A 24,388-nucleotide genomic window follows, 5' to 3' on the forward strand; every position below is an offset into this window, starting at 1 on the left:
GTACCCGGAGAGCCGGCAGGCATGGAGACGAGAGCACGGACGGCCGAGGAGACATGGGCCGCGATCCGGGGACTGCTGCCGCGAGCCGGGGTGACCCGGGTCGCGGACGTCACCTGGCTGGACCACATCGGGATTCCGGTGTTCCAGGCGGTCCGCCCCAACGCCCTGACCCTGTCGGTGTCGCAGGGCAAGGGCACGACACCGGCGGCGGCCCGGGTGTCGGCCGCGATGGAGGCCCTGGAGGTCTGGCACGCGGAGCACTTCCCGCCCACGGGCGTCCACGCCCGCGTGAGCGATGTCCAGCGGTCCCTCACCTACGAGATCGGCGGTCTGCGGTCGGCGCCCCGCAGTTGTCTGAGCGGCGACACGGTCCTGGAGTGGGCACCCGCTCGGACTCTCGACGAAGACCCCCGCGAGACCCTGCTGCCCGCGGCGCTGTTCCGGCTGGACGCGCTGGTCGCGCGGGAATGGCGGCCTCCGCTGTTCACCGTCAGCAGCAACGGCCTGGCGAGCGGCACCACCTACGACGAGGCGGTGACGCACGCCCTGTACGAGGTCGTCGAACGCGACGCGCTGGCCGCCAGCGCACGGGCCGGCAACCGGACCCGGGTGGCACCGGACAGCGTGACCGGAACCCCGCGGCTCCTGCTCGACCGCCTGGCCACGGCCGGCATGAACGTCCTGGTGGAGCATTGCCCGTCGCCGGTCGGGACGCCCTGTTTCGCCGCGCGGCTGCGCAGCGAGGACCTGCCGGTCGAGTTCATCGGCAGCGGTGCCCACCGCGACCCCGGGCGAGCCCTGACACGGGCCCTCACCGAGGCCGCCCAGTCCCGGCTCTCCGCGATCGCGGGCACCAGGGAGGACCTCACCAAGGCGATCTACAGCGGCAGGCCCGGTTCCGCCGGGGAACCATGGGACGACGCGGGCAACGGGGTGGACTTCCGGTGCTTCCGTCCGGTGCCGCCCGGCGCCGCCGGGCCCGAATGGCTGGGGCTGAGCCGTGCGGTGGCCGCGGTGTACGGAAGCACGCCCGTGGTCGTGGACCTGCGCCGCGAGGAGTTCGACGTACCGGTCGTGCGGGTGGTGTGTCCCGGTACGTCGTGTCCCGACGATTACTGAGCGGGCCTGACGGGATCACCGGACAGGCCCCGCCGAGGACCATCCCCCGAACGACTCCCGAGGAACGGAACTCTCCCGATGAACACGGCACCCTCATGAACAGGACGTACTTCTTCGTCGGCCCGTCCCTGCCCGACGCGGCGGATCTGGTCGATCCCTCGGTGGCCGAGCTGCGTCCGCCCGTCGGCTCCGGTGACCTACTGGCGCTGCCCGCCGGACCCGGGGACTCGGTGGTGATCGCCGACGGGTACTTCCACCACGTACGGGCCGTCCGGCACAAGGAGATCCTGGCGCTCATGGCGCGGGGCGTCCGCGTGTGGGGCGGCGCGAGCATGGGGGCTCTGCGCGCCGCCGAGCTCGCCCCCTTCGGCATGACCGGCGTCGGCAGGATCTTCGAGAGCTTCCGCGACGGAACCCTGGTGGCGGACGACGAGGTGACCCTGGTGCACGCACCGGCGGAGGAGGGGTACCGGCGGCTGTCCGAACCCCTCGTCAACCTCCGGGCCACTCTCGCGGGGGCGGTCGCGGGCGGGCGGTGCTCGCGGGACGAGGCCGAGGCGGTCGTCACCGGGCTGGCGGGCATGCCCTATCAGAGCAGGGCGCTGGGGCAGGTGGCCGTGGTCGCGCGGGGGGCGGGCATCGACCCGCTCCGGGCCGGCGAACTCGCGGACCTGTGCCGCCGGGACTACGTGGACCTCAAGCGCGCCGACACCCTGGAACTCCTCGCGGCGGCCACCGCCCCCGATCCCGGCCCGCCCCCGCCGCCGGTCCGGGTCAACGAGACGGTCCACCTGCACCAGTGGCGCGTCGCGCACGACGACCCCGGGGGCGCGGCGCACGGCGCGCTGCGCGTCTGCCAGCTCCTGGACCCGGAGTACCCCCGGGTGCACGAGCAGCTCGTCATACGCTTCCTCGCCGGCTGCCCGGACTGCGCCGCCCGGGCAGCCGGCGACGGCGTCGCCCCCGGCCTCCTCGCCGGTCCGGTGCAGGAGGCCGACCGAGCGGTCGACGCGGCGATCCTGCACGCCGAACACGCGGGGCTGCTGCGGCTCGACGGGGCGGGGGTGCCGTCCTGCATCGAGCGGTGGACCAGCCCCGAGGAGCGGCGCACGCTCGGCGTACGGGAACTGCTGACGGCGTTCCTCGTGCGCGGTTTCCGGCTCCGGCCCGGTCTCCCGCCGGACGCCCTGGCCCTGCCGGTGGTGCGCGCACGGCCCTTCCACCGCGACGCCGAGCGGGTGTGGCGCAGGGCGGCCGAGCTCAACCGGCTCGCGCGCACCGTCCGCCCGGAGTTCGAGCCGGGCCGCCTGCCGGCGCGGGTGGTCCTGCCCTGGCTCGCGGAGCTGTGGCACCGCGCTCCCGCCGATCTCGAACTGGCCGCTCTGGACCGGGGCTTCGCCGATCTGCGGCACGCTCTCGACGCGGCCCGTACGGTGTACCTCGCCGTACGGCACGGTGGCACCACCCCGCACCGGGCCGCGGAAGCCGCCACCGGATGACGGGGTGGGCCGGGCGGCGGTGGGTCACCGCCCGCCGCCGGGGCTGGTCGTGAGCGCGGGGTCGGTGAGCGCCACGGGTGCCAGGATCTCGTCCATCGCCGCCTTCAGGTCCTCGCCGAGGACGAACTCGCAGGCCGCCGCGTTGGCCTGGATCTGCTCCGGGCGGCTGGCGCCGATGATCGCTGCCGACACGTTCGGCTCGTGCAGCACCCAGGCCAGCGCCAGCGTCGCCAGGGGGACGCCCGCCTGGTCGGCCAGCGGCAGCAGCCGCTGGACCGGGCGCAGGATCGCGTCGTGCAGGAGTCCGCTCACGAACTTCCGGCCGAAGCCCTTGGTGTCGGTCGCGCGCGAGCCGGCCGGCGGGGGACGTCCGGGCGCGTACTTGCCGGTGAGGACGCCCTGGGCCAGCGGGGAGAAGGCCAGTTGGCCCAGGCCCTCGGCGCGGCAGGCGGGAATGACCTCCGCCTCGATCACCCGGTGCAGGGCGGAGTAGCGGGCCTGGTTGGACACCAGCGGCACCCGTAGTTCCCGGGCGAGCGCCTGGGCCGCCCGGATCTCCTCGGCCCGCCACTCGGACACGCCGATGTACAGCGCCTTGCCCTGGCGTACGACGTCGGCGAACGCGACCAGGGTCTCGTCCAGGCGGGTGCGGTGGTCGTAGCGGTGTGCCTGGTAGACGTCGACGTAGTCGGTGCCCAGTCGTCGCAGGGACGCGTCGACGGACTCCAGGATGTGCTTGCGGGACAGCCCGCGGTCGTTGGGGCCGGGTCCCACCGGCCAGAACACCTTGGTGAAGATCTCCAGCCCTTCTCTCCGCTCGCCCTTGAGGGCGCGCCCGAGGATCTCCTCCCCGGCGCCGAAGGCGTACCCGTCGGCGGTGTCGAAGCTGGTGATGCCGGCGTCCAGCGCGGCCCGTACGCACCGGGTGGCGCGGTCCGCGTCGATCTGGCCGCCGTGTGTGATCCAGTTCCCGTAGGCGATCTCGCTGACGTACAGCCCGCTGTCGCCCAGCCGGCGGTGCCTCACGTCAGCTCCCGCCCGTCCGCCCCCGGGGAGGTCGTCCAGAAGTGGACGGTGACCATCCGGCGCGGCCGGGAGCCGAGCACCTCCGAGACGCCGTGCAGGGACCGGTCGGTCGTCTCGATCAGCACACTGCGGTTGAACACGGGGAGGATCCGGGCGCTGGGAGCGTCCGCGCCGGGCCGCCAGAGTTCCAGCAGGCCGCCGTCGTCCTCCCGCCAGCCCTCGTTGAGGTAGGTGAACAGGGAGTACCGGCGCAGCCAGCCGGTGACCGGGTGGCGGTTGCCGCCGATGTGCGCGGTATGGACGGCTCCCCGCGTCGAGACGCGGTAGCTCCCCCAGTCGCCCGTCCGGTCGGTGCGCAGCCCGGCCGTCCCCGTGACGGCACCGATGCGCTCGGCCAGTTCGGCGGACAGGAGCGTCTCGCACAGCGCGCGCAGGGCGGGGGACGCCGACTCCAGGTCGAGCGAGAACCAGCGGGGCATGCCGGGCTTCTGGGTCATCCGGCCGACGTCGGGATACCCCCGGGCCGCGGCCCGCAGGGCGTCCGGGTCGAACAGTCCGTCCCAGACATAGTGGTCGTAGGGGTCGGTGCGCCGGCGGCCCGAGGCGGGCTCGCCGGGCACGCGGTGCAGGGCGGTCAGGTCGATCACGTCAGTCGTCCTCTCGTCGGGGATCGGCCACGCCGGGGGCGTCCGCCCCTTCGGGCGAGGCCGGGACGATGCCCAGCCGGGCCCGTCCGTTGAGGCAGCGGCCGCCGGGCACCTCGAAGCGCCAGCCGTGCTGGGGGCAGACGACGACGTTCTGTCCGGGGTCGTGGTCCTCCGCCTGGAGCCGGGCGCCCATGTGCGGGCAGGTGTCCTCGACCAGGTACGTGCCCTCGGCGGTGGTCAGCCGGAAGGTTCCGCCGGGCTGCCGCCGGGCCCGGTCCAACTGGGCGGCGTGCTCGGCGAGGTCGCCCGGCGAACTGCGCCGCAGGACGGACATCAGCTCCTCGTTGTAGGCCTCGACCGAGGGCCGCCACGCGGTGAAGCGGAAGGAGAAGAAGAATTCCTCCCAGGTGCTCTCACCGCTGAGGATCGGCGGGAGGAACCGGGAGTCCAGTGTGAAGCGGTAGTCGTGACCGGCGTCTTCGGGATCGCCGCCGCGCCACACCCGCAGCCGGCGGAAGTCGACGAGCCAGAATCCGCCACCCGCGCCGCGGATGTCGAAGCCGACGACCGCGTCGACGGCCCGGCACGTCTTCTCCGCCGACCGGAACAGGGCCTGGAAGTGCTCGCGGAAGGCGTCGAAGAGGTCCGCGCGGGGCTCGGGACGGGCGGCCAGCACGCGTTCGATGGCCGGCGCCCGCCGCCGCGCGTACCGCTCGGTGTACTCCTCCAGCCGCGCCCAGTCGAAGTCCTGCCGTATCCGCGCGTCCGGTGTCAGCGCGGCCGGTCCGACGTCGAGGACGTCGCCCGGCAGCGGGGCGACGCAGCGGGCCGCGAGGCCGGGATGTTCCGCCTCCAGCCAGCGCAGCAGTTCCGGGGGTGTGGTGAAGATGGACGCCGGATCGAAGAAGTGGGGGGTCAGGGCGGGGTCGAGCAGGATCGGCGGTCCGGCGAAGGCCACCGCGGTGCGCGGGTCCAGCGCCCGCATGTAACGGGCCCAGCGGCGCATGGAGTTGGTCCGTTTGCGGGCCGCGGCCTCGGCCGCTTCCTCGGCGGGGAAGGAGTAGGCGAACGGGAACCAGGTCGCTCCGGAGAACTGCGCCATCACCACGTCGATCCGCGGGTACAGGCGGCGCAGCATGCGAAGTTGGGTCCGGTCGACCTGGCAGTCGTTGAGGTTGACGACGACCTGTCCGGTCGCGGTGTCCTCGATGACCAGTGCCGAGTCCTGGTGCTGGGCCATCGGCGACATGACCAGGCGCAGCCGGAGCGAGCCGGCCTCGAAGACCTCCCCGTCACCCAGCAGGGTCGGTGCCGGCCCCGGGAGCGCGGACACCAGCCGGTGCCAGCCGGGCAGCCGGTAGTCCGGCATGAGCAGGCGCACGGACGGGTCGAGGGCGGCGAGGACGTCCGCGTCGAAGTGGTCCTCGTGGTCGTGGGAGACGTACACGTGCGTCGCGCCGTCGAGCAGACCGGCACAGGCGCTGTTGTCCGGGAGCTGGTGCCAGCCCGCCAGAAAGGCGCCGGTCTCGGAGAACCACGGATCGCACACCAGCCGGACCTCGTCGGTCTCGATCAGCGCGCCCGCGTGTCCCAGAAACGTGATCTTCATGATGTCCTCCCGGAGCGGGTCGGGCGACTCGGTGCGGAGACGTGCGTGTCCAGCCGCCGTAGGTCCGGCTGGGCGGTCTCCAGGTGGGCGATCATCGTGGCGATCCGCGTCCGCAGGCCGGTGTCCTCCACCGCCGCCCGCCGCCGCTCCGGCGGCAGGGCCAGCAGCTTGTCCGCCGTGCGGGCGAGCGGCAGGCCGTAGTGGAAGGCGGCGACGAGCCGGTAGGCCACCGCCACCGTGTCCGGGTCGCCGTGCCAGCCGCCCTCGGCCAGCCCGGCACGGTGCCGCGCGGCCGCGGCGGCGCCGAGGTCCGCCAGCCCCTGCGCGTCCAGGTGCCAGGCGGGCCGGGACGACAGGACCAGCGTCGCCAGGTCCTCACCCGCCGGCCCCAGCCCCGTCTGGCCCCAGTCGATCGCGACCGTCCGGCCGGAGGCGCGGAAGAGGTTGCCGGGGGTCAGGTCGCGGTGCACCAGAGTGTGGGGCAGCCGCCGCATCAGGCCGACGACCTGGGCGTGCCGCTCCCACAGGGCGCGCAGTGCCGTGGCCGCCGCGCGCGGGAAGAGCCGCCGCAGCAGCGGATCGGCCGTGCCGGCGGCCTCCTCGACCCGGCCGATGAGGGCGGCCCGGCCGACGAGGGCCCGCTGTTCGAGGAAGGGCCGGCAGAACCAGGGCCGGGGGGCGGGCGGCTCGGCCAGGTAGCGGGCGTGGCAGTGGCCGAGGTCGTGCGCCGCCGTGAGCAGGTCGTCGGCCGTCCACCGGTCGCCGGGCACGCCCGTCACCCGCTCCAGCCACAGCCGCACTCCCCGTCCGGCGGCGCCCCAGGGGGTGGTGGCGAGACAGCGCGGTGCGGCGAAGACGCCGGGCAGCCGGTCCAGCAGTCCGGATTCCAGGAGCAGGGCCTCGCGACGCCAGTAGGCCCAGTCCCCCGGTGCGTCCCCGCCGTCGTCCATCTGCCGCGCGAGGTCACCGGGCGTGGGCGTCCAGCTCCGGTGCCGGACCTGTTTGAGGACCAGCCGCCAGACGTGGTCGCCGTGGGCGGTACGGGCGGTGCCGCTGACGTCGTAGAGGCCGTCGCTGGATCTGCTCCAGCTCTCGTAGCCGATCGGCGCGGCCTGGACGTCGGTCACCCGGGCGGTCGGGTCGCCGAGCAGCGTGCGCACCGGCCGCCGTACGTCGGCGGGGAGCAGGGCGACCGGGGGGCCGGGCCGGTAGGGGGGACCGTCCGTCCGGGCGGCTGGGCCGTCCGGGGCCGGCTCAGGCGGCATGCCGCGCGGCCTCGACGGCCGTCTCCAGGTAGGTCCGCAGCTCTGCGGAGCCGACCAGTTCGAAGCACTTCAGGGCCGCCTCGTGGCCGGATTCGAGCGAGCGCAGCTCGTCGGCAAGGCGGTGGCGCAGCACGTTGGCGAGCGGCGAGGTGTCCTCGGGCGCCGGCTGGATGCGCGACAGGTACGCGATGACATGGGCGAACGCGAGAGCGGCGTGGACGATGCCGAAGGCCGGCCGCTCCTCGTTCTTCCAGGGGGAATGGAAGCTGACGTCCTCGGGGAGGACGACGTTCTCGGCGGCGAGGCATTCGTTGAGCCACGAGTGGGTGGCCTCGTGCACGAGGGTCTCGGCCAGCCGCAGTGGTTCCTCGGTCCAGTTGAGCACCACACTGCCCGGCAGGAAGTCGAACGTGTAGCTGCGGCAGGTCTCCTCCAGGGACCGGACCTCGGTCCAGACGACGACGGCCGTGGAGGAACGCAGCACCTCGCTGCCGACGGCCAGGGCGGCGTCGACGGCGTCGTTCAGCGTCCGCGCCATCTCCTCCGGCACCTCGGGGACCGGGTCTTGGAGGAGGAACATACGACTGCCCAGCCGGCCGTCCTCGACCTCGGTGCAGTCGGCGGCGCGGACCACCAGCACCGGTCCGACGGCGGTGTGGACGGCCCGGCGGCGCAGGCGGTCCCGCTCCTGCCACAGCCGCAGGGCGTGCCGGGCGCGCTCGGCGTCCCGGGTGCGCACGGCGAGCTGAGCCTGCTGGAAGGCGTGGTGGAGGATCGCGGTGTCGAAGGCGTCCGGCGTGCCCTCGGTACCGGCGAGTGGGGCGGTGGGCGCCAGCGCGCCGAGACTCGCCAGCACGCGGCGTTCGCGCTCGGTGCGCTCCGTGAGGAGGGTCCTGGTGAGCCCGTCCAGCAGCTCGGAGAGGTCGACGGCGGTCGCGACCATGCTGGTGTTCCCTTCTGGTGCTGTGGGGTGGTTGCGGTCGTGCGGCCCGTTGCCGGCCCGCGTGTCAGCGGGCCGCCTCGGGGACCGACCACTTGGCGAGGTGCTGGGCCTTCTCCGCGTCGGTCACGGCCCGCAGTTCCCGCATGTAGTCGAACGGGGACTTGGTGGCGAACTGCCGGCGGTTCCAGCACGGGTACATGAAGGCGACGAGTTCGCAGAGCACACCGAAGCCGGCCGTGCGGCCGAGCCGCTCGTCCAGTCCGGGGCGTTGGACCAGCAGTGCGGCGTACAGCGCGTCGGCGCGTTCGCGCGCGGGGCCCGGCCGACCGCCGTGCCGCCCGGCGAGGCGGTCGTGGAGCTGGTAGGCGAAGCAGTCGCCGAGCAGGCCGGCCAGCCAGTCCCGGTCCGGGTGGCGCAGCGGGGCGGTGCGCATCCCGACCGACTCCTCGGCCCGCAGCCACTGACCGGTCCAGGCACGGGCGCCCTCGCGCAGCAGGGCCTCCGCGACGGCGACCGGGTCGTCGGGCCGGCCGACGATCCAGGCGAGTTCGCAGGAGCCGTCGGAGTAGGGGCGCGGGTGCGGCTCCGACGCGTACACGACGGCGCCGAGCGCGAGGTCCAGCACGTAGCGCAGGCCGACCTCGTCCAGTACGGCGGCGGCGGCCGTGGTGGCCTCCCGGGCCGCCGGGCCGGCCGCCAGCAGGGTCCGGGGCAGGCCCGGGGCCCGCGGCTCGTCCGCCGGGGTCTCCAGGACCAGCACCTGCGGTCCGTCGTCGGCGGTGCCGCCTAGCCTGAGCGATGCCCTGGACCGGTCGAACCGGTCCAGGGCGACCCGGGCGGGGGCCGCCTCGGCGAGCGCGACCAGGGCGGTGAGGGCCCGGTCGAGGGGGGTGACGACGTGGTCCGGGCCGGGGGGTACGGCGCCGGGCGCGGCCGGTGCGCGTACGGCGGCCCGTGGAGCCCGGTCGGCGGCCGTCGGCTCGATCCACAGCAGGTAGGAGTGGATGGCCCGGCCGTCCAGCGAGGCGTTCCAGACGCGGTTCTCCGACGGGTCCGGATCGATGGCGGGAAGCAGGAACATGGGACGGGTGCCTTTCAGACGGCGGCCGGCAGCGCGGCCGCCACGTGGTCGATGACCTTGCGCCGGTGGTCGCAGTAGTCCTCCTCGAACCCGGTGCCCGCGAACCGCAGCCGGTCCGGCAGGGCACCGCCGCGGCAGGTCGCGGCGTGGGAGCAGCCGGCGCACTGGGCGAGGAGGGCGGTGAGGTCACCGCGCAGGCGGGGATTGGTGTCCAGCGTCAGCAGGTCGTCCAGGGACTCGGTGGTGTCCACCGAGCCCAGCAGGGCGCCGGGCATGGTGAGTTCGTCGGAGCTGCCGATGCGGCCGTCGGGGTAGAGCGTGACGATGTACGGCTCCTTGCGTTCGCTGTAGCTGGTGTAGCTGGTCGGCAGGTCCGACAGCGCGCGGATGATGGTGAAGAACGGCTCCAGGACGTAGGAGCGGTACGCCTTGGTGGCACGCCAGTGCTCGAAGGCCTGGACGAGGAAGTCGGCGTACTCGTCGGGGGTGGTCGCCCAGCCGGGCATGCCGACCCCGTCGGGGTTGAGCAGGCGCAGGGACTCGCGGTTGGCGGTCCGGTAGTCCTTCGTCCTGACGTTGAAGTCCAGGCAGCCGGAGAGCTTGACGCCCTTGACCGCCTCGAAGGCACCCAGGGAGTCGAGGACTTCGCCCGCCCGGCCGAGGATGCGCCGGGTGACGACGACGATCACGCCGACCTGCCGGCCCCGGGCGGCGAGCAGTTCGAGTGCGCGCACCACCTTCGGGTACGTGGGCTTGTCACGGAAGTCGACGCGATGGGCGTTGCCCCGCTCGTCGCCGTCCAGGCTGACGCCGATCTCGATGTCCGGCCACTCCCGGTCGAAGAAGTCCAGCCAGGCGTCGTCGAGCAGGATGCCGTTGGTCTGCATCGACAGGGTCACCCGGCCCTCGTAGCCGCGCAGGACGGCGAGCAGTTCACCCAGCCTGCGCCGGCCGAGCAACAGGGGTTCCCCGCCGTGCAGTTCGACGGCCAGCGGCCGCCCCTGGCACGCGTCGAGGAAACGCCGGAGCACATCCGGCTTCAGCATGAGGGCGTTCGGGTACGGCTTGCGTCGCTCATAGCAGTAATGGCAATTGATGTTGCATATCTCACCGGGGAGTTTCAGCATCGCCAGAATTGTCTCGCCGGGCGCCGGAAGCCTCAGCTCCATGGGGAATTCCCATCCTTCGGAATGCGGTGGGCAGAATGCTTTCTGGTCCGGGATTCACGCGTCAACGCGTCGCCGGTCATGTTGCGGGAACCCGCACCCGGGAACCGGGCCGGCCGGCAGACATGCTCGCGACGATCTCCGCGGCCGGCAGCCAGCGCGTCTCGCCGACGACGGCGCGCAGCCGGTCCGTCGCGGGGACGCGGCCGGTGACGTCGCTGCGGCCGGGGAAGACCCGCTCGTACGGCACGTGCACGACGCCGGCCGTGCTCCCGGTCGCCGCCAGGACCAGACGGGCCAGTTCACCGATGCTCGTCTCGCGGGTGGAGCCGATGTTGTACACGTTGCCGCCGGGCCGCCAGGCCGGCGCCGCAGCCATCAGGCGCAGCAGCCGGTCGGTGAACTGGGTGACCTCGGTGAAGCAGCGCCGCTGGCTGCCGTCGCCGTGGACCGTCAGCGCCTGCCCGGCCGCGGCCTGCCGCAGGAAGGTGGGCAGGACCATGCCGTAGCGGCTGCGCTGTCCCGGTCCCACGACGTTGAAGGGGCGCACCACCAGAACGGGCCGGCCGGCCGCCGCCGCTTCGGCGCCGAGCCGTTCCAGCTCCCACTTGCCGGTGGCGTAGCCCTCGGTGCCGCTGTCGTAGGCGAGCGGCACCGACCGGTCGATCGGCGCTTCCTCGGCGAGCGGGGCCCGCCCGTCCGAGAGGCCGTAGACCGCCGAGCTGGAGAACAGCACCACCGGTACGTCACCGGTGTGCGCGAGGACGTTCGCTGTACCGGTACGGCCCACCCGGTAGGCGAGACCCGCCTGGTCCGCGGCGAGGCGCATGCCGACGACGCCGGCCAGGTGCAGGACCAGGCCGGTGCCGGCCGACGCCGTGGCCACGGCGCCGGGATCGAGCACGCTGCCGCGGACGAGTTCCACCCCCGGGAGCCCGGCCACCGTGTCGGGCCGGCCCGTCGACAGGTCGTCCAGGACGCGGACGCGGTGGCCGGCGCGCGTCAGGGCGCGGACCAGGTGACCGCCGATGAAGCCGGCTCCGCCGGTGACCAGGACCGGCCTGCCGGGCGCGTTGATGTCCCACATGGAGAACCCTCCTCGGGTGTGCTGTGCGGTCGGTGGGGCTGGGATTCACGGTGCGCGGTGGCCCGCGCCGTCCAGGAGGCCGATCAGCCGTCTGGCCCACCACAGGACGCGCGGCGCCCAGTTCCGCCGTTCAGGCGGGGCGGTCTCGTCGTGGAACCGCACGTAGGTGACGACCTGGTTCAGGACCGCGACCGGCTCGGCGATCCGCCAGACCGCCGCGCACCGGGCGGGCGACATCAGGGGTGCCCACCCGGTGAAGCAGCGGGCGAGGGCCCGCGTCCGCTCGGCGGGGTCGGCGGCGCTCCGCAGCGCGGGGGCGATGTCCAGGAAGGGGTGGCCGACGGCGGCCTCCGCCCAGTCGAGCAGCATGATCCGGCCGTCGGCCGGGCCGACGCCCCAGTTGCCCGGGTGCAGGTCGCCGTGGACGAGCGTGTCGCCGGGCGGCTGGGTGGCCAGCTCGGCGCACCAGGAGGGGATCCGGCGCAGCGCGTCGGCCCAGCTCCGGGCCTCCCGTGGGGTGAGCGCGTCCGGCAGCGGGGCGTCCGGCCCGAACACGTCCGCCCGTCCGGCCAGGGCCCGCGCTTCCCGGGCGAGTGCGTCCGCGCGGCGGTCCCAGCAGCCGAGCCCGGTCAGCTCCGCCACCCGGCCGGGCTCTTCGAGCAGGCGGCGCTGGAGCACGGCGAGTTCGCGCAGCGCGTCGCCCCGGGCCCGGTCCGGCAGCCCGGTGCCGGGCAGCAGGCGGACGCCGCGCGTGCACCAGCCCGGCCCGGGCAGGTCCGGGGCCAGCACGGTGGGCACGGCGCCGGAGCGGCGGGCACCCAGCCGGGCGAGCAGCGGTCCTTCGTGGGCCAGGCAGGGCAGGGCCTGCTTGTAGTAGACGGGGCCGTGCGGGGTCGGACAGCGCAGCACCGCGGACAGAACCCAGTTCTTGACCTCGGTGACCGGGCCGGTGCGGCTGGTGCCCTCGTGGGCGAGCGCGGCGTCGATGCGTGCGGTCGCCGCGGTCGCCCAGTCCGGGTGCCGCCACGGCACCGCGTCAGTGCCGGAAGAAGCGCTCACCGGTCACGATCCAGCTGATGCCGTGCCGGACGCAGGCCTCCCGCAGCGCGCCGGCGTCGGTGGAACCGCGGGGGGTCACGAGCTGGGTGACGCCCGCCCGCGCCGCCAGCTCGACCACCTCGACGAACGGGAAGTGGTTGTCGGCCGCCAGGGTGACACCGGTCAGGGGTGGTGTCCGGGCCCAGTCCGGTTCGTGCGCGGCCCGCCCCGGATCGCGCAGGACGCCGGCCAGCTGGTCGCGCACCGAGGGCGTCAGGTCGCCCTCGGCGACCCGGGCCCGCCAGAGGGCTCGCTGCGCGGCGTCGACGTGGTCCGCGAAGCGCAGGGACAGCAGGTCGGGGTGGTGACGGCGCTGCCAGACCAGCGCGCGGTGCGCCGCGAGGCGGGTGCAGTCCAGCCGGTGCTGCTGACCCATGCCGATGCCGATCGTCTGCCCGTCGACGGCGAACACCATGGAGTTGGACTGGGCCTGCGCGACCGCGAGGACGGCCACGGCGAGGCTGTCCGGGTCGTGGAGGTCGCCGCAGACCGTGTGCAGGCCGCCGGCGAACTCCGTACCGCCGGGGATCTCCCGGGTGAGCCGCAGCCCGTACGCCTCCTGGACCTCCCGCCGTACGGGCGGGGTCGCGGGGGCCGGTCCGCGCAGCACGATGAACGTGCCGTCGTTGAACCGCCGCAGCCGGTCGGCGACCCCGGGCGCGTAGTCCGGGGCGATCACCCCGACGGCGTTGGCGAAGAGGGACGGATCGACGTCGCCGGTGACCGGGCGGGAGACGGCCACGAAGTCGGCGAACGCGTACTTGGGTGTGGTGCTGCGGGCCCGCAGGACGGCGCGGCCCACCGGGTCGGCCGGCAGCGGGCCGCGGTCGTGGAACTCCTCGGCGCCGGGGGCCAGGGGCGTGCCGAGCGCGACGCCGGCGGGCGAGGTGTGCTTGGAGGTGGCGCAGGCCGCCTCGCCGGTCTGCCGCTCCAGTCGGTCGGCCAGGTCCCGGGCGAGGAGCGCGTCCAGGACGTTGATGTACGACGGGACACCGGAGAGCAGTTCGAAGGGCGGGTCCGAGACGGTGACCGGCTCGGCGAACCCCGTCTCGTGCGGGTTCATGCCCCGGGACAGTGTGATCACGACGCCTGCCTCCTCCACGGGCGCACCGGCGCGGCGGACCCGGCCGGGAGGGCGCGGGCGCCGCCGGCCCGCCGGGCTCCGCGCAGGGTGTCGAGGCTGCCGAGCTGCCAGCCGAGCTGCCACGCCAGCCGGGCACGGCCCGCCGGGCGCACGACCCCCGGGAGGAGTCCGGCCAGCCGGATCCACTCCCGGGCGTGCTCCGCCCGGCCGACCGGGTCGAGCCCCTGGCCGGCGAACTTCGCCCGCAGGACGACGGCGTCCCGGGCCTGGAACCGCGCACGGCGCAGCCGGGCCCGGTGGGTGGTGCGCAGGGCGACCGAGACCACCGTGGCGGCGACGGCGATGCGCCGGCCGGCCAACTGCGCCCGCCAGGACAGGTCGATGTCGGCGAGGGCGGGCAACTGCTCGTCGAAGCCGCCCAGTTCGTCGAAGAGTTCGCGGGTCGTGCCCATCAGGCCGCCGGGTACGTTCGGCAGGAACAGGCTCGGCGTCAGCACGTCGCAGAGCTGGTCGGGCGGCGTGCTGCGCAGCACCCGCGGAGAGTTGAGCCGCCGGTAGTCGATCTCGGCGGTGACCATGCCGGCCTCGTCCAGTGCCGCCGCCATGGCGTCCAGGTAGCCGTCGGCCACCTCGTCGTCGGCGTCGAGGAAGAGCAGCAGGCGCGCGTCCGACGCCCGTGCGCCGGCGTTGCGGGCGGCGCCGGTGCCGCGGCGCGGGTGGTGGGCGATGATCCGCACGGCGGGCAGGGCGTCGCGGTACCGGTCGACCGTACCGGACAGGTCGTCGCGGGAGCCGTCGTCGACGACGACCACCTCCCAGTCGTACCGGGTCCGCTGACGCGCGAGGGCCGCGAGCTGACCGCCCACCAGATGGGCGGCGTCGTGGCAGGGGATGATGACGGCGATGTCCCTCACGGCTGCCCCACCGGCTGCGGCGCGGGCGCCAGCCGGCCGTCGATGGTGTCGAGGAGTTCCGCCAGCCTGACGTCGTCGTGGGCGCCGGCGGTGTTGCGGAAGACGTGCACGGGCGGCAGGTACGGCGGCGGGTCCTCCAGCAGCAGCGCGCGATAGACACCGCTCACCTGGTCGAGGGTGTAGCTGTTCTCGTAGTGACGGATGCTCTTGGCGCGCGTGACCACGCGGTGAGCGGCCTCGGCGACCGGCACGTCGAGATAGATGATCAGGTCGGGGAAGCGGGTGCCGGCGGCGTGGTGGCGGTCCAGGGTCTCGCGGGCCGGGACGCCGTACAGCGCCTCCAGATAGGCCGCGTCGCTGAAGACGTACCGGTCGGAAAGCACGGTGCGGTGCTCCAGCAGGTCTCCGATGGCGCGGGCCTGGAGCCGCTTGTCGCGGAAGTAGGCGTCGGCGATCTCGGCGGGGGTGTGCCGGTGCGGCCGGTGCTCCCGGACGTCGATGATCACCCGGGCGGCCCGCGGGTCCAGCCAGGAGTGCTGCCCGATCCGGGACAGCGGGCGGCCGGTGCCGCGGACATGGCGGGCGATGAGCCGTGCGGTGGTCGTCTTGCCGGATCCGTCGATCCCCTCGAGGGCGAGGAAGCGGTGTGGGCTGGTGGGCAGCAAGGGGTTCTCCGTACCTGCGAGCGTTGGACAGGGAAGGGCGCGGGCGCCGGGCTCAGGGCGCCGCGGGCGCGGGGGCCGCCGGCGGCCGGGCCGCGGGTGCACCGACCAGGCCCTCCGCCCAGGCGAACGCCGACTCCATCACCTGGGACATCGACGAGTACGTCCAGGAGCCGTAGCGCCCGAGGGCCGTCAGCCCCCGTTCTGCCAGGAAGCCGAGGGCGCGTTCGGTGACGGCCTGGGCGGCGGGTGTGAAGACGACGTAGCCCGGGTCGGCGTGGAACACGCGCGACTCGACGACCTCGCCTTCGTCCAGCAACCCCACCGCGCGCACGCCCCGCAGGACCCGCGCGGTGAGTTCGGCGTCGCTGACGGCCGGCTCCCCGGAGCGTTCGACGACCTCGGCGAGCACCCCCCACCCGTCGGCCGGGGCCATGGCCGGGTCGAACTCGGTCATGAACACCAGGCGGGTGAAGGGCACGTCCGCGCGCGTGTAGTAGCGCCAGTGGCCGGTGCCCTCGGGGCGCGGGCCGCGCACCGCGAGCGCCACCGACCGGACCCGGTTGCGCGGCAGCTCACGGCAGGCGGCGACCAGGTCGGCCGGGGCCGAACCGCACCGCTCGACCGTGGTCGGCAGCGGCAGCGTGGACAGGCACTCCCGGGTGTAGTGGAAGAGGACCGGCCCCTCGGGCGTCCGCGCCCGCACCAGGCGCCGCTCCGGGTCGATGTGCTCCACGGTGTGCCGCAGCCGCAGGTCGGCGACCCGGCCCGCCAGCGCCTCGGAGAGGACCTCCATGCCCCGTCGGCCGGGGCCGGACGGCCGGGGGTACCAGCCGCGCGCGTTGTAGGGCGCGGTCACCGGCCGGGCCGGATCGGCGCCGCGCTCGACCTCCGCCAGGCCGGGCCGGGTGAGGTTCCAGTGGAAGCCTGAGGCGGACAGCTCGTTGAGCGGGCGCCGCCACAGCTTGGCGTTGTAGGGGAAGAAGAACAGGTCGCACAGGGTGCGTCCGAACGCGTTGAGCAGCAGCTCCGCGTAGTCGGCCGCGTCCGCGCGGTCCGCCCGCGCGGCCTCGGCGAAGTCGGTGAGGCAGGCGGCGCGGGCCTCCGGTTGGAGTCCGGCCAGGTGCAGTTGGACCGGGAAGCGGGTGGTGCCGGCGGCCGTCTCCACCCAGGCGACCGGGGGGCAGGGCCGGAGCGTCTCGCCGAGCATCCCGCGGATCCGCTCCTCCACCGAGGGGTGGCTGAAGTAGAGCAGGTGGATGACGTGGTCGAACCAGTACGCGCCCACCCGCTCGGTGCGGACCAGTCCGCCGGGCCGGGGCTCGGCCTCCAGCACCGTGGCCCGGTCGCCGAGCAGCGAGCCGGCCGCGAGGCCGGCGAGGCCGCCGCCGAGGATCAGCACCTGGGTCTCGACGATCTCGTCGCGTCCGTAGGCCCGTTCGGGAGTGGGGTGGGACATCGCGGGCGACCTCACATCGGTGCGCGGAGTCGGGTCGGGGGGAGGGGAGCGGGCCGTGCGGGTGGCCGGGGGCCGGCCACCCGCCGGCGGTGCGCCGCGGCGACGATCAGGCGTCGGCCTGGGCGGTCTGCTCGTCCACGTGCTGCCACGGCTTCACCGAGACCGCGGACGAGTGGGCGGTCTCCGTGGCGCCTACCGTCTCCAGGTCGTAGGACTTGACCGCGTCGACGAACGCCTCGAATTCCAGCTCATTACCCTCGGACATATTCCACCTCTTTCATGGCGTGTGAGATGTGCGGGAGGGTTGAATTCCCCGCTGCCGAAAAAGCTAGCAGCCCCCGAGAATCGACCTCAATGTATTTACGGACCGGAGATTTCCGATATCCGCAGCGGATTTTCAGAGGTGCACGACGCCCGCGCCGACCGCACGGCCGCTGGTGTCGAACAGCAGCCGGGCGGCTTCGGCGATCGCGGGCAGGTCGTAGTCGAGATGCGGCTGGAGCAGGACGACCAGGTCCGCTTCGGCCACCGCGGCGTCCAGCGCCGCGACGCGCCGCAGCGTGCGCCCGCCGGCCGGCAGCCGGGTCACGTACGGGTCGTGGAAGGACAGCTCCGCGCCCAGGCCGGCCAGGCGTTCGGCGACGGCCAGCGCCGGGGCGCCCCGCCCGTCGGCGACATCGGGTTTGTAGGTGGCGCCCAGGAGCAGGATGCGCGCCCCGCGGACGCTGCGCCGGGCGTCGTTGAGCAGGTCGGTGACGCGCCCGACGACGTAGTCGGGCATGCGGTTGTTGATGTCCTGGGCCAGCTCGGTCAACCGCAGGGGATGGCCGAGGCTGCGGCCCCGGAAGGCCAGGTACCCGGGGTCGACGGGAATGCAGTGGCCGCCGACGCCCGGCCCGGGCCGGAAGGCCTGGAAGCCGAACGGCTTGGTGCCGGCGGCGTCGACGACCTCCCAGACATCGGCCCCCAGGCTGTGGCAGAACACCGCCAGTTCGTTGACCAGGGCGATGTTGACCTGGCGATAGGTGTTCTCCAGCAGCTTCGCCAGTTCCGCCGCGGCCGGGGTGCTCACCGTCACGACCTTCTGCACGAGCCGGTCGTACAGCGCGGTGGCCGCGGCCGAGCACTCCGCGGTCACCCCGCCGACGATCTTCGGGGTGTTGGACAGCCGGAAGGCCTGGTTCCCCGGGTCCGTGCGCTCCGGTGAGAAGGCCAGCCGGAAGTCACGCCCGACGACCCGGCCGTCCACGGCCAGCAGGGGCAGCAGGACGTCCGTGGTCGTGCCGGGGTACGTGGTCGACTCCAGCACGACCAGCGCCCCAGGCCGCAGCCGGGGCGCGATCAGCCGGGCCGCGTCGGTGACCGCGGTCAGGTCCGGCACGGAGTCGCGCAACGGCGTGGGCACGCAGATGGCGATGGCCTCCGCCCGCGTCAGTACCTCGGGATCACCGGTGGGGTGGAACCCCTGGGCCCGGGCCGCCGCCACCTCGGCGTCGGAGATGTCGTCGACGTAGGAGCGGCCGGCCGCCAGGCGCGCCACCCGCTCCGGGTCCTGGTCGAGACCCGCGACCCGCATTCCGGTGCGGGCCGCCTCGACGGCCAGCGGCAGACCGGCGTAGCCGAGTCCGATGACGACGAGATCGTACGGTCCGGCTGGTCCAGCCATGGCCCGACTCCTTCTCGTGACGGGGAGACGAAGCTTTCCTTTCGGCTGCCGCGACGGCATCCGGCCCTCAGGCTTACCGGACCTCGCGGGCCGGTGACGACTTCCTTGCGGATAACCGAACCCCGCCCCGGCCGGATCTACGGAAATACGCAGGGACGCGCCCCCCGGAAGGGGCGGAGCCACATAATTCGCCAGGGAATCGTGCGTACTGAACGGCCGAGCACGGGAGGTTTCTTGAACACCGAGACGAAAACGGCGCCGGCCGGCACCGGGGCTGCTCCCCCGCCGTGCCGCATTCTGGGTTTCCGTGACCGGCACCCGAACGTCATGCCCGATGTCGCCGGGTTCCTGGCCCGCTGGGACAGCCCCGGCACCGCCCGGCGCCCGGCCCGGCTGCACCGCAGCGAGGTCGGCAACATCAACACCGCCGGGCTCCCGGGAATCCACGAGGCCGAGGACCTCGACCCGGCGCACCCCGACTGGCGGGCGGCCATCGAGGACGGTGTGTGGCCGCTGGTGCACACCCTGACCCGTGGCGGCTGGGCGCTGACGACGTACGACAGCTGCCAGGGACACGCCTACCGGGACCCTGCGCTGCCCCCGGCCCAGCGGCGGGTCGGGGTGCTTCCGCGCTCCGGCGCCGAACTCCTGACGGTCGCCGCCGCGTTGTGCCGGGCGGTGCGCGCCGCCGCGCCCCGGGTGCCGGCACCCGTCCGGGTGTCGCTCGACCGGTGCCTGCTGACCTGCGGCCGCACCGGCGACGGTTACCCGGTGCTGGACCTGAGCCTGGACCGGGCCCCGGGAGCGAGCTGGGACGCCTACTTCACCGCTCTGGACGAGGCCACGGCCGCCCTCGTGACCTGCCTCGCCGCCGAGCGGCCGGCGGCGGGCGCCGGGTGCGGCTGCGGTTGAGCCCGCGCTCGGACCGTCCCGGGGTACGGCTGAGCGCGCCCCGCCGCCACGGCGGGGCGCGCTGCCACCCGTACGGGCGACTCGGCCCGTACCGGCGGCTCGGCCGCTGTCGGCAACCCAGCTCTCCTGCCGGTGGCTCGGCCCGGAGGTCCGCCGGCGCGCGGACCGGCCGGCTCACACCGACAGGTCCAGCGTTCCGGCCCGTCGGGCGGGTACCGCGACCAGCCAGCGGAACGTGGCGAACGCGGCCAGCAGCCAGGCCACCGCGGCCAGCAGGGCCAGCGTCACGGGCCGCAGCGGCGCCGTCCAGCCGGCGCCTTCGGCGACCAGGCGCAGGGCGCGCAGGGTGTGGGTGAGCGGCACCGCCTGGGCGGCCCAGCGCACCGGCGCGGGCCAGTAGCCGAGGGGCACCTGGACACCGCAGAACGCCATCATCGCCAGATAGGCGCAGTTGGACACCACGTTCCGCAGACGGGGGACGCTCAGCACGATCATGGCCAGGAACAGGCCGACGCAATAGGTGGCCAGCGCGGTGAGCGCCACCAGGGCCACCACGCCCGGCACCTGCGCCGGGCGCCAGGTCACGCCGAACACCGGCCCCAGCCCGAACAGCGCCACCAGGGAGGTCACCACCCCGCTGGCGGGCCAGTGCAGGCTGCGGCCGACGAAGACCCAGACGGGGTCGGCGGGACCGGCGATCAGCAGGGACAGCGTCCCGGCGCGGCGCTCCCCACTGGTGCTCGCCACCACCGCCATGGTGTCGATGACACAGGTCATCAGCGCGTTGCCCAGCGCGAGATAGCGCACCGTCGCCGGGTCGCCGAGGGCGCGGCCGAGGCCGGTGAAGAAGACCACCTGGGCGAGCATCCGGCCGAGCCAGCCGAACAGCCAGCTCCGCCAGCTGTAGGTGGCGCGGAAGTCGGCGAGGGCGTTGAGCAGGCCGTAGCGCACGAGCAGCGGGGCGGTGGGATACGCCGGGCCGGCCGGCGGGGCGTACGAGGAGGAGGACGAGGAGGTCAGGGACATGCGGACTTCACAGCTCTCTCAGGTGTGGCTCAGCGTGCCGGTCCGGCGGACCCGCCGCAGGACGGCCGCCAGCAGCAGGGCTCCGGTGAGGTAACCGAGCAGTCCGAGGACCGCCACGGCCGTGATGCGCAACAGCGGCTGGTGCATGGCCGGCGCCGCCAGACCGTCCCGCAGCAGGTCGGCGCTCCAGCTGAGGAAGATCAGCCGGCCGGCGGGCCGGATCCACCCGGGGAGGGTGGTGACCGGCACGAGTACACCGCTGAGCAGGAACACCGGGTAGTTGAGCGTGTTCTGCACGATGCGGGCGGAGGGCAGCAGCACGAACAGCGGCGACAGGATGCTCGCGGTCGCCGCCATGGCCGCCGCGGTGGCCAGCATCCCGGCGGCCAGGGCGAACGGGTGCGGCACGGCGATCCAGCGGCCGAAGAACAGGCCCGCCGTCAGCCATGCCTCCAGCATGGTCGAGGTGCCGAGCAGGCTCACCGCGCAGATCCGGCCGACGATCACCCCGGAGAGCCGGCCGGGGGCCGCGATCAGGCCCTCCAGTGTGCCCTGGTTGCGTTCGTCGGTGATCAGCTCGCCGGCGATGCCCAGGGCGAGCGCCCACTGTCCCATCAGGGTGGGGGCGACGATCGCGTAGGGCGCGATGTCGTGGCGGCCCGCGTGGTCCGCGATGGACAGGAACACCGCGGTGAACAGGGGCGCGGTGCACCACACTTGGAGGGTGCCCGGGGAGCGGGGCGCGAGCCGGAGCTGGAAGCGCAGGGAGGCCAGGAAGAGGTTCACGAGGAGACCGCCATGCCGCGTCCGCCGACGAGACGGAGATAGACCTCCTCCAGGCCCGGTGGCGCGGTCGTCACCCGGTACACCCCGGCCCCCGCCAGCAGGGCCAGCGCCTTCGCCGCCGCCGCGGGGTCGCGCGTGTGCGCCTCCAGCCGGCCGGTGCCGGGGTCGTGACGGACCTCGACGACCCCCGCGGTCGCCTCCAGTGCCGGTACGAGGCCGGCCGGTACGTCCTCGGCCACGATCCGCTCGTGTCCGGACAGCAGGCGGCCGATGGCGGCCGGGTCCTCCGTCACCACCGGCCGCCCCCGGTCGATGAGCGTGACCCGGTCGCACACCGCGGCGGCCTCCGCCATGTCGTGCGTCGTCAGCAGGACGGTGCGCCGCTCGGCCCGCAGGTCGGCGACGAGCGCGCGGAAGTCGAGCGCGGCGACCGGGTCCATGCCGACCGTGGGCTCGTCGAGGATCAGCACGCGTGGGTCACCGATGAGGCCCCGGGCCAGGTGCAGGCGCTGTTTCATCCCCCGGGAGAAGGTGTCGACCCGCGATGCCGCGCGTTCCGCGAGGCCCACCCGGTCCAGCAGTTCCTCCGTCCGGGCCCGCAGCGGCCGGCCGCGCAGCCCGTACATCGCACCCCAGAACCGCAGGTTCTGCCGTGCGTCGAGCCGGCCGTACAGCCCGCGGTCCCCGCCGAAGACGAGCCCGATGGACCGGCGTACGGCCCGGGAGTCGCGCACCACGTCGTGGCCGAGGACGGTGGCCCTGCCCGTCGTCGGCTCCAGCACGGTGGTGAGGATCCGGCACAGGGTGGTCTTGCCGGCGCCGTTGGGGCCGAGCAGTCCGTGCACCTCGCCCGCTCCCACGGTCAGGCTCAGCCCGCGCAGGGCGTGCACCTCCTTCGCCGTGCCGCCGCGCCGGTCGGTGTAGGACCGGGTGAGGTCCTCCATGACGATCGCGTCCATCGTCGCCGCCTCCTGCCGCCTTACGTCGTCGCGCCTGCCCGGGGACCACCACGGGGCGCGGGGCCCGCCGCCTGTGCCGGCCGGTCCCCGGCCCGTCACGACGGGCTGGGTACGGTCCGACGTCGCGGACTCGGTACGGCCCGTCACAGCGGGCTCTCCCAGAAGCAGTGGTCGACGGACCAGCCGGCGCTCAGCAGCCCGCGCAGGACCGTCTCCGCCCGCCGGCCCTCCCCCGGTTCGTGGGGATGCACCACGTGGCCGCAGAGCTTGCGGCCACGGACCGCCTCCGCGATGGCGGCCACCAGTGCCGCGGTGGCGGCGCCGCGGTGCTCGGCGGGGTCGATGAGGATGTCCACGAGCTCGGCGAACGGTTCACCGGTGACCTCGTCCCGTTCCCCGGTCAGCACGGTGCCGTGCCCCACCGGCTCGCCGGCGACCAGGGCGATGAACGACCGCCTGGCGGGATTCGCCATGATCGCCGCGATCCCGGCGTGCCCGGGGTCGACCTCGTGTCCGGGATAGGCGTTGCGGAAGGCCTGGACCAGCCAGGCGTGCACGCGCGGGTCGTCGGCGGGGGTGGCGGGGCGCACGGCCACCGCCGTACCGTCCGGGACGGCGGCGGCGCCGAGGTGGCGGATGTAGGTCAGCCGTGGCCGCCACGGTCCGGGAGGGCGGACGTCCCCGGCCGAGCGGAGCAGCACCGAGGTGGCACCGGGGTGCCGCTCGCGCAGCCGGCGGCGCAGTGTGGCGAGGGCCGGGGCGTCGCCGGTCAGCCGTGGGTCGCAGTACTCGACGAGCACCTGCGGACGGCCGCTGATGGGATCGTCGCAGCGGTCGGCGACGAAGGCGAGTCCGCGCACCTCGTCCGCCAGCCCTGCCCGCCGGGCCCGGTCGAGGTACTGCTCGACGGCGTTCACCGGGGCTCCGGGCGGACGACGGCCCGGAAGCCGTCCAGGACCTGCGCCGCGGCCTGCCGCAGGTCCTCGGCGCTCACCCCGGCGAGGAACTCCACCTCGGCGGCCGGCGACCAGGCCGCGGGGCCGCCGCTGCGCATCGCGAGGAACCGGGCGCACTCCAGCGGGTTGTCGACGGAGGTCAGGATGCGCATCTGCGCCTGGCGGCGGGCCGAGGCCAGGTCGTCCGGCTTGGGGCCGTCGGCCGCTATCTCCTCCAGCGCGGTGCGGATGACCCGCAGGGCATCGGGGCCGTTGCCGGGCTCGACGCCGGCCAGCACCCGCCAGGCGCCGGTCTCGCCGTAGCCGCGGTTCCACGCCTGGAAGGCGTAGGCGAGCCCCGCCTCGCCGCGCAGCCGGCGGTAGAGCAACGAGGAGGGGCTGGAACCGAGGAGCTGCGCGAGGACGTTGAAGTGCGGGCGGCGCGGATCGTGGTTCGGCACCGAGCGGCCCCCCGCGCACACCCACGCGAACTCGTCGGGCCATGCGGGCGGTTCGGGTGTGCTGGAGGCGGGCAGCGCGAGCGGCTCGGGCACGGCGGTGCCGATCGTGGCCAGGACGTCGCGGTCGATGCCGGCGACCACCGGATCGATCGCCGCGGGGACGCGCGGTCCGACGACGATGGCGGTCAGGGACGCCGGCAGCAGCCGCTGCGTGTGTCCGGCGGCGACGGCCGCCACGTCCATCCTCTCCACGTCCGCCGTCGTACCGCCGACCGGGCGGCCCAGGGGGTGGCCGGGGAAGAGGTGGGCGAGGAAGGCGTCCTGCACCACGTCACCGGGGTCGGCCGCGGCGGTGGCGAGTTCCCGGAAGACGGCACGCTTCTCCTGGGCCAGGGTCTCCTCGCCCAGACGGGGCTGGAGCACCGCCTGGTAGAGCAGGCCCGCGATCTCCTCGGCGTCGTCGGCGTGCACCCGGGCGTGGAAGAGCATCCGGTCCAGGCCGGTCTCCGCGTTCGCGTAACCGCCGAGTCGCTCGACGTGCTCGCTGAACGACGGCACGGTGCCCACCGGCGCCGACATCAGCACGTGTTCCAGTACGTGGGCCAGACCGCACTCCCCGACCGGGTCGTGCCGGGAGCCGTACGTGGACGCCAGACACACGGTCGTGGTGCTCAGCCGCTCGTCGACGAGCGCGATGACGGGTACCGGGCCCTCCACCCTGCCGAACTCGTACACAGCAAAACCTCCTTGAGAAAGTCGTCGCGTCCTTCACGTACGCCGGCGCGAAGAGGAATGCCGCCACCCGGAGGTGGCGGCATCCGTGTTCCTCCCGCTTTTTCAGCGGTCCTGCGGCTTCACCTTGTCCAGACGCGGACGCAGGATCGAGGCGTGGTTCGCCATGGTGTACCTCCTCAAGAGTGAACGGAATCCGACGGCAGTGACCGTAGCCAGCCCGAAACGGTGACAGCAACAGGCATTTCTGCA

23 protein-coding genes are annotated in these 24,388 nt (G+C 74.2%); 3 read left to right on the top strand and 20 right to left on the bottom strand.

All coding sequences use genetic code 11. From position 1 onward, the window contains the following. Positions 1–21 precede the first annotated feature (21 nt). Both AB0946_RS31890 and AB0946_RS31895 read left to right on the top strand, forming a co-directional pair. On the top strand, positions 22–1,119 hold the full coding sequence (locus AB0946_RS31890; RefSeq protein WP_366764142.1) for a YcaO-like family protein: 1,098 nt from the start codon (positions 22–24) through the stop codon (positions 1,117–1,119). Between the two features lie 95 nt (positions 1,120–1,214). Next, positions 1,215–2,618: a TfuA-like protein gene (locus AB0946_RS31895; RefSeq protein ID WP_366764143.1), complete on the top strand. Its 1,404-nt coding sequence runs from the start codon at positions 1,215–1,217 to the stop codon at positions 2,616–2,618. Positions 2,619–2,642: 24 nt separating this feature from the next. Here the strand turns inward: AB0946_RS31895 and AB0946_RS31900 are convergent, their stop codons facing one another. From AB0946_RS31900 to AB0946_RS31970, 15 genes are all read right to left on the bottom strand, one after another. Beyond that, positions 2,643–3,644, bottom strand: coding sequence for an aldo/keto reductase family protein (locus AB0946_RS31900; RefSeq protein ID WP_366764144.1), 1,002 nt, complete (start codon positions 3,642–3,644; stop codon positions 2,643–2,645). Continuing rightward, positions 3,641–4,291, bottom strand: coding sequence for a 2OG-Fe(II) oxygenase (locus tag AB0946_RS31905; RefSeq protein WP_366764145.1), 651 nt, complete (start codon positions 4,289–4,291; stop codon positions 3,641–3,643). The genes AB0946_RS31900 and AB0946_RS31905 overlap by 4 nt, the downstream gene beginning before the upstream one ends. Before the next feature lies 1 nt (position 4,292). After that, complete coding sequence (locus tag AB0946_RS31910) at positions 4,293–5,900, bottom strand: MBL fold metallo-hydrolase (RefSeq protein WP_366764146.1); 1,608 nt, start codon at positions 5,898–5,900, stop codon at positions 4,293–4,295. Beyond that, the gene (locus AB0946_RS31915; RefSeq protein ID WP_366764147.1) at positions 5,897–7,165 is read right to left on the bottom strand and encodes a hypothetical protein; all 1,269 of its coding nucleotides are present in this window, start codon (positions 7,163–7,165) and stop codon (positions 5,897–5,899) included. Before AB0946_RS31915 ends, AB0946_RS31910 begins: the two co-directional genes overlap by 4 nt. Then, the gene (locus AB0946_RS31920; RefSeq protein WP_366764148.1) at positions 7,155–8,108 is read right to left on the bottom strand and encodes an HEXXH motif-containing putative peptide modification protein; all 954 of its coding nucleotides are present in this window, start codon (positions 8,106–8,108) and stop codon (positions 7,155–7,157) included. Before AB0946_RS31920 ends, AB0946_RS31915 begins: the two co-directional genes overlap by 11 nt. 64 nt (positions 8,109–8,172) lie before the next feature. Beyond that, complete coding sequence (locus AB0946_RS31925; RefSeq protein WP_366764149.1) at positions 8,173–9,189, bottom strand: hypothetical protein; 1,017 nt, start codon at positions 9,187–9,189, stop codon at positions 8,173–8,175. Between the two features lie 14 nt (positions 9,190–9,203). Beyond that, positions 9,204–10,358: a radical SAM protein gene (locus tag AB0946_RS31930; RefSeq protein WP_366764150.1), complete on the bottom strand. Its 1,155-nt coding sequence runs from the start codon at positions 10,356–10,358 to the stop codon at positions 9,204–9,206. Positions 10,359–10,434: 76 nt separating this feature from the next. After that, complete coding sequence (locus tag AB0946_RS31935; RefSeq protein WP_366764151.1) at positions 10,435–11,442, bottom strand: NAD-dependent epimerase/dehydratase family protein; 1,008 nt, start codon at positions 11,440–11,442, stop codon at positions 10,435–10,437. Between the two features lie 45 nt (positions 11,443–11,487). Next, a complete protein-coding gene (locus AB0946_RS31940) occupies positions 11,488–12,501 on the bottom strand; it encodes an aminoglycoside phosphotransferase family protein (protein WP_366764152.1) in 1,014 nt (337 codons plus the stop codon). After that, on the bottom strand, positions 12,479–13,624 hold the full coding sequence (locus AB0946_RS31945; protein ID WP_366764153.1) for a hypothetical protein: 1,146 nt from the start codon (positions 13,622–13,624) through the stop codon (positions 12,479–12,481). Before AB0946_RS31945 ends, AB0946_RS31940 begins: the two co-directional genes overlap by 23 nt. After that, entirely contained in the window at positions 13,621–14,538 is a 918-nt protein-coding gene (locus AB0946_RS31950; protein ID WP_366764154.1) for a glycosyltransferase family A protein, read from the bottom strand. The genes AB0946_RS31945 and AB0946_RS31950 overlap by 4 nt, the downstream gene beginning before the upstream one ends. Continuing rightward, positions 14,535–15,203: an AAA family ATPase gene (locus tag AB0946_RS31955; protein WP_366764155.1), complete on the bottom strand. Its 669-nt coding sequence runs from the start codon at positions 15,201–15,203 to the stop codon at positions 14,535–14,537. Before AB0946_RS31955 ends, AB0946_RS31950 begins: the two co-directional genes overlap by 4 nt. 52 nt (positions 15,204–15,255) lie before the next feature. After that, complete coding sequence (locus AB0946_RS31960; RefSeq protein WP_366764156.1) at positions 15,256–16,659, bottom strand: FAD-dependent oxidoreductase; 1,404 nt, start codon at positions 16,657–16,659, stop codon at positions 15,256–15,258. A 106-nt stretch (positions 16,660–16,765) separates the two neighbouring features. Continuing rightward, positions 16,766–16,924, bottom strand: a complete 159-nt coding sequence (locus tag AB0946_RS31965) for a hypothetical protein (RefSeq protein ID WP_366764157.1) — start codon at positions 16,922–16,924, stop codon at positions 16,766–16,768. Between the two features lie 132 nt (positions 16,925–17,056). Continuing rightward, positions 17,057–18,325 (bottom strand): nucleotide sugar dehydrogenase, encoded by a 1,269-nt coding sequence (locus AB0946_RS31970; protein WP_366764158.1) that lies wholly within the window; start codon positions 18,323–18,325, stop codon positions 17,057–17,059. Between the two features lie 327 nt (positions 18,326–18,652). On the opposite strand from AB0946_RS31970, the gene AB0946_RS31975 reads away from it, so the two are divergent. Continuing rightward, positions 18,653–19,237, top strand: coding sequence for a hypothetical protein (locus AB0946_RS31975; RefSeq protein ID WP_366764159.1), 585 nt, complete (start codon positions 18,653–18,655; stop codon positions 19,235–19,237). A gap of 174 nt (positions 19,238–19,411) precedes the next feature. On the opposite strand, the gene AB0946_RS31980 is transcribed toward AB0946_RS31975, so the two are convergent. From AB0946_RS31980 to AB0946_RS32000, 5 genes are all read right to left on the bottom strand, one after another. Continuing rightward, a complete protein-coding gene (locus tag AB0946_RS31980; RefSeq protein ID WP_366764160.1) occupies positions 19,412–20,263 on the bottom strand; it encodes an ABC transporter permease in 852 nt (283 codons plus the stop codon). An 18-nt stretch (positions 20,264–20,281) separates the two neighbouring features. Next, a complete protein-coding gene (locus AB0946_RS31985) occupies positions 20,282–21,049 on the bottom strand; it encodes an ABC transporter permease (protein WP_366764161.1) in 768 nt (255 codons plus the stop codon). Next, positions 21,046–22,008, bottom strand: coding sequence for an ABC transporter ATP-binding protein (locus AB0946_RS31990; protein ID WP_366764162.1), 963 nt, complete (start codon positions 22,006–22,008; stop codon positions 21,046–21,048). Before AB0946_RS31990 ends, AB0946_RS31985 begins: the two co-directional genes overlap by 4 nt. Positions 22,009–22,151: 143 nt before the next feature. After that, positions 22,152–22,925 (bottom strand): GNAT family N-acetyltransferase, encoded by a 774-nt coding sequence (locus tag AB0946_RS31995; RefSeq protein WP_366764163.1) that lies wholly within the window; start codon positions 22,923–22,925, stop codon positions 22,152–22,154. Beyond that, positions 22,922–24,139, bottom strand: coding sequence for a pitrilysin family protein (locus AB0946_RS32000; protein WP_366764164.1), 1,218 nt, complete (start codon positions 24,137–24,139; stop codon positions 22,922–22,924). The genes AB0946_RS31995 and AB0946_RS32000 overlap by 4 nt, the downstream gene beginning before the upstream one ends. Between the last annotated feature and the right edge of the window lie 249 nt (positions 24,140–24,388).

This window comes from Streptomyces sp. NPDC046870 (assembly GCF_040704595.1).
Taxonomy (GTDB): Bacteria; Actinomycetota; Actinomycetes; order Streptomycetales; family Streptomycetaceae; genus Streptomyces; species Streptomyces argyrophylli.

Bases quoted from the DNA above. Each gene is read 5' to 3' on its own strand.
- AB0946_RS31910 (WP_366764146.1), bottom strand. From the start codon at position 5,900: ATGAAGATCACGTTTCTGGGACACGCGGGCGCGCTGATCGAGACCGAC.
- AB0946_RS31915 (WP_366764147.1), bottom strand. From the start codon at position 7,165: ATGCCGCCTGAGCCGGCCCCGGACGGCCCAGCCGCCCGGACGGACGGT.
- AB0946_RS31960 (WP_366764156.1), bottom strand. From the start codon at position 16,659: ATGTCCCACCCCACTCCCGAACGGGCCTACGGACGCGACGAGATCGTC.
- AB0946_RS31970 (WP_366764158.1), bottom strand. From the start codon at position 18,325: ATGGCTGGACCAGCCGGACCGTACGATCTCGTCGTCATCGGACTCGGC.
- AB0946_RS31925 (WP_366764149.1), bottom strand. From the start codon at position 9,189: ATGTTCCTGCTTCCCGCCATCGATCCGGACCCGTCGGAGAACCGCGTC.
- AB0946_RS31920 (WP_366764148.1), bottom strand. From the start codon at position 8,108: ATGGTCGCGACCGCCGTCGACCTCTCCGAGCTGCTGGACGGGCTCACC.
- AB0946_RS31935 (WP_366764151.1), bottom strand. From the start codon at position 11,442: ATGTGGGACATCAACGCGCCCGGCAGGCCGGTCCTGGTCACCGGCGGA.
- AB0946_RS31895 (WP_366764143.1), top strand. From the start codon at position 1,215: ATGAACAGGACGTACTTCTTCGTCGGCCCGTCCCTGCCCGACGCGGCG.
- AB0946_RS31930 (WP_366764150.1), bottom strand. From the start codon at position 10,358: ATGGAGCTGAGGCTTCCGGCGCCCGGCGAGACAATTCTGGCGATGCTG.
- AB0946_RS31975 (WP_366764159.1), top strand. From the start codon at position 18,653: ATGCCCGATGTCGCCGGGTTCCTGGCCCGCTGGGACAGCCCCGGCACC.
- AB0946_RS31965 (WP_366764157.1), bottom strand. From the start codon at position 16,924: ATGTCCGAGGGTAATGAGCTGGAATTCGAGGCGTTCGTCGACGCGGTC.
- AB0946_RS31890 (WP_366764142.1), top strand. From the start codon at position 22: ATGGAGACGAGAGCACGGACGGCCGAGGAGACATGGGCCGCGATCCGG.
- AB0946_RS31990 (WP_366764162.1), bottom strand. From the start codon at position 22,008: ATGGACGCGATCGTCATGGAGGACCTCACCCGGTCCTACACCGACCGG.
- AB0946_RS31980 (WP_366764160.1), bottom strand. From the start codon at position 20,263: ATGTCCCTGACCTCCTCGTCCTCCTCCTCGTACGCCCCGCCGGCCGGC.